A 3,743-nucleotide genomic window follows, 5' to 3' on the forward strand; every position below is an offset into this window, starting at 1 on the left:
AAGGTGCTTCACTGGACCGCAGGAATACCTCGCTTCAAGCACTACCAGAACGCGCGCCGCTCGAAAGACTGGTTTCGCGAGATGGAGGAAATGAATGGCTGACGTGAAACTCAACGGCGTTGACGCTCTCGTTGCCAAGCTCGATGCGCTGAAGTACGAAACCCGCTACAAGGCTGGCCGCTTCGCTTTGAGGAAGGCTGCCCAGGTCATCAGGAACAGAGCCCGGGAAGCCGCGGCTGCTTTGGATGACGCCGAGACGGGCCGGAAGATCGCCGACAACATCACCGAGAAGTGGAACAACCGCCTCTTCAAGAGAACTGGTGACCTTGCTTTCCGCGTTGGTGTTCAGGGCGGGGCCAAGGTCACCGTCAAGGGCAACCCAGATGAGGGCGCGAAGTCCCCAACGCCGCACTGGCGGCTGCTGGAGTTCGGCACCGAGAACATGGCTGCTCGTCCGTTCATGCGTCCTGCTGGCGAGCAATCCGCTCAAGCCGCGACAGACGAGTTCATCCGCCAGTACGGCAAGGCGATCGATCGCGCCATCAAGAAGGGTCGTTGATGTATCCGCCTGTCTTCCCTGCCGTCGCCGCATCGACGGCGGTCAAGGCATTGCTCGGCTCCAACCCCGTCCGCTTCTATCAGTTCGGTCTCGCTCCGCAGAACGTCCAGAAGCCCTATGCGGTCTGGCAACGAGTCTTTGGAGCCCCCGAGAACTACTTGGGCAGCACGCCCGACATCGACACGTTCTCGATCCAGATCGATGTGTACGCATCGCCCGACTCCTCGGGCGCAAACACCGCTCGCAATGTGGCTCAGGCGATCCGTGACGCGATCGAGCCGCACTGCCACATCACATCCTGGCTCGGGGAGTCCGTAGACCCCGACACGATGTCACATCGCTTCTCTTTCCAATCTGATTGGATTACGGCAAGATAGGAACATGCCGTACACGTACAGAGAGATTGCTGACGGAGCGCTTCGCTGCAATACTTGCCTTGAGTACAAACCTTGTGATAGTTTTTACAAGGACTCAAAGGCCAAGGGCGGCTTAGGTTATCGCTGCAAGGTATGCGTTAACGCAAGAGCCAAGAGATGGTCCGAAGAGAATCGTGAGCTGCGAAGGAGCGTTGCCAAGCAGTTTCATCTTCGTAATCCTGAGAAGGCTGCAGCCTATAGCTCTTCTCACTGGCGACGCAACAAAGACAATCCGGAGTTCAGGCTCAAGGCATGGATGAGGACTGTATTGAGAAGGTGCATTGTTCGAAAGGACGATGCCAGAACCAACGAAGTCTTCGGTTATTCTGTGCATGACTTGATATCTCATATTGAGCGGCAATTCTTGCCCGGCATGAGCTGGAGGAATTTCGGCGAATGGCACATTGATCACATTGTTCCGCTGTCTGCGTTTCAGATTGAAGGCGAACACGACCCTAAGTTGAAAACTGCATGGGGCCTTCCTAACCTCAGGCCGTTATGGGCCGCAGACAACTTGAGGAAGAACGCTAAGCGCATTTATCTGATCTAAGAGACCCATTGCTCAATCAAGGCCCGCCGCGTGCGGGCTTTTTTATTGCCCGTCGATAAGCCGGGAGCTTTCGCAACCAAGCCGCCTACAGGGCGGCTTTTTCGTTTCTGAAGGGAAACATCATGGCCGTTAAGACCCAGGGCAGTGAACTGTTCTTCATCGACCCAGCGACCGATCTCGTCACCGAAGTCGGTTGCGTTACCACCATCAGCGGCCTGACGGCTGCGCGTGACCAGATCGAGACAACCTGTCTCAGTGACGACGCGCGGACCTACGAAAGCGGCCTCGCCACTCCCGGGGCGGCCACCTTCGGCATCAACTTCGATCCCTCCGACGCTTCGCACGTCCGGCTCCATGAGCTGTACGTCGCCGGCACGAAGTTCGAATGGGCGCTTGGATGGTCCGACGGTACGGCTAGCCCGACGGTCGACACCAACGCGACCTTCAACACGCCCGCGACTCGATCGTTCATCGTGTTCAACGGCTACATCTCCGACCTGCCGTTCGACTTCGCGCTGAACACGGTGGTGTCCTCGACTGTCTCGATCCAGCTCAGTGGCTTCCCGGTCCTGGTGCCGAAGGCATGAAGCTCGCCGAGCTGAAGGCCAAGGGTGGGTTCGTCCCGTCTGAGCTGGTCGCCAAGGATGTGACTTGGAAGCGGGGTGACGAGGAACTGGCCTTCACGATCTACGTGAAGCGCCAGAGCTTCGGTGCCATGGAGAAGCTCTTCTCCGGCGACAGCGATCAAAGCAAGTCCGCCAAGTTCATCTCCGAATGCATCTTCCTTGGTGAGAACGGCAAGGAGCGGATCAGCTACGAGGACGCCTACCAACTTGACCCGGGGCTGGCTGCTGTGTTTGCGCAGGCGGTCAACGAGGTCAACGGGGCCAAGCCAAAAAACTGACGGCCGCCGATGAGCTGTGGCACGAGCTTGTGCTGCACGGAGTCGGCGGCAGGACGGTTGAAGAGGCCAAGGACCGCATGTCCTACCAAGAAGCCATGGCATGGGCTGAGTACATCCGCCGACGTGGCTCGTTGAACTGGGGCATGCGACTGGAGAGCGGTTTCGCCTTGCTTGCGACGCAGATCAATCGAGCGCTCGGCGGCAAGGCTGAGTTTGAGGACTTCATGATGCACAAGGACGTGGTAGAGGCCGACATCTCTGATGTCGCGAAGCTGCTCGGCGTTCGGGGGGTCAAGTAATGGCAGCGCGCAGCCTCGGCACCCTTACCTTGGATTTGGTTGCCCGCATTGGTGGCTACACAGCCGGCCTAGATAAAGCTGAGCGCGAGGCCAAGAAGCGTGCCCAGGCTATCGAGAGGGCGTTCGACGGCGCCGCCAACATCGCCACCGCCGCGCTTGCTTCGATCGGCGCTGCCGGCGTCGCTGCGTTTGCTGTTCTGAACCAGCAGATCGGCAATGTCGCAAACTTCAAGGATCTTGAAGAAACCACCGGGGCTAGTGCCGAAAGCCTGGCGTCCCTATCGGTCGCTGCCGCTGTTGCCGGGACTTCCGTCGACGAGATCGCGAACGCCAGCCTCAAGCTAACCAAGAGCCTGACTGGCGTTGACGATGAGTCCAAGGCGGCCGGCGCTGCTCTGGTTGCCCTTGGTCTGTCGATCGAAGAGTTCAAAGCGCTCGATCCAGTCGAGCGAATCGACGCCCTGACGAAGGCGTTTGCCAAGTTTGAGGACGGCTCGGAAAAGAGTGCTGTCGCGATGGCGCTGTTCGGCAAGACTGGAGCAGAGCAGCTCAAGGTCTTCAAGGCGCTTGAGGAGCAGGGCGGCCGGACAACTGTTCTGACTCAGCAGCAGATCGACCAGGCCGACGCTTACGCCGACGCCCAAGCGAAGCTCAAGGCTGAGTTTGAGCAGTTTGCCCAGGTCCAATCTGCGCAGTTGATCCCTGTGCTCGTTCAGGTGCAAGAAGCCTTTGAGGCGATCTTCAAGAACGAGACAGCGGTAGAAGTCATCACGACCGTTCTTGGCGCGGCGGTCAAGGCTGCGATTGTCATTTTCCAGACGCTCGCGATCGTCGTCTCCGATGTGGGCTTTGTCTTCCTAGGGGTTGGTCGAGAGATCGCGGCGTGGGCGGCGCAGTTCGCCGCGCTTGGTCGCGGTGACTTGAAGGGATTCCGGGCTATCAGTGAAGCTGTCAAGGAAGACGCTGCCAGGGCCCGTGCAGAGTTGGACAAGTTCCAGGCCCAGATTATGTCGAT

At 58.7% G+C, this 3,743-nt stretch carries 7 protein-coding genes; all 7 read left to right on the top strand.

Going from position 1 to position 3,743, the window contains the following annotated elements:
- Positions 1 to 94 precede the first annotated feature (94 nt).
- Positions 95 to 559 (top strand): HK97-gp10 family putative phage morphogenesis protein, encoded by a 465-nt coding sequence (locus x551_RS19605; RefSeq protein ID WP_036234490.1) that lies wholly within the window; start codon positions 95 to 97, stop codon positions 557 to 559.
- The gene (locus tag x551_RS19610; RefSeq protein ID WP_036234488.1) at positions 559 to 936 is read left to right on the top strand and encodes a DUF3168 domain-containing protein; all 378 of its coding nucleotides are present in this window, start codon (positions 559 to 561) and stop codon (positions 934 to 936) included. Before x551_RS19605 ends, x551_RS19610 begins: the two co-directional genes overlap by 1 nt.
- 4 nt (positions 937 to 940) lie before the next feature.
- Positions 941 to 1,525 (top strand): hypothetical protein, encoded by a 585-nt coding sequence (locus tag x551_RS25525; RefSeq protein ID WP_152543599.1) that lies wholly within the window; start codon positions 941 to 943, stop codon positions 1,523 to 1,525.
- Positions 1,526 to 1,647: 122 nt separating this feature from the next.
- Positions 1,648 to 2,112: a phage tail tube protein gene (locus x551_RS19620; protein WP_036234485.1), complete on the top strand. Its 465-nt coding sequence runs from the start codon at positions 1,648 to 1,650 to the stop codon at positions 2,110 to 2,112.
- Positions 2,109 to 2,429, top strand: a complete 321-nt coding sequence (locus x551_RS19625; protein ID WP_036234483.1) for a phage tail assembly chaperone family protein, TAC — start codon at positions 2,109 to 2,111, stop codon at positions 2,427 to 2,429. The genes x551_RS19620 and x551_RS19625 overlap by 4 nt, the downstream gene beginning before the upstream one ends.
- A gap of 29 nt (positions 2,430 to 2,458) precedes the next feature.
- The gene (locus x551_RS19630) at positions 2,459 to 2,728 is read left to right on the top strand and encodes a hypothetical protein (protein WP_036234481.1); all 270 of its coding nucleotides are present in this window, start codon (positions 2,459 to 2,461) and stop codon (positions 2,726 to 2,728) included.
- Positions 2,728 to 3,743 (top strand): hypothetical protein (locus x551_RS19635; RefSeq protein ID WP_036250429.1); only part of this gene is annotated, 1,016 nt, incomplete at its 3' end. The genes x551_RS19630 and x551_RS19635, both read left to right, overlap by 1 nt.

The sequence above is a fragment of the Methylibium sp. T29 genome (genome assembly GCF_000576205.1).
GTDB classification, from domain to species: domain Bacteria; phylum Pseudomonadota; class Gammaproteobacteria; order Burkholderiales; family Burkholderiaceae_C; genus Methylibium; species Methylibium petroleiphilum.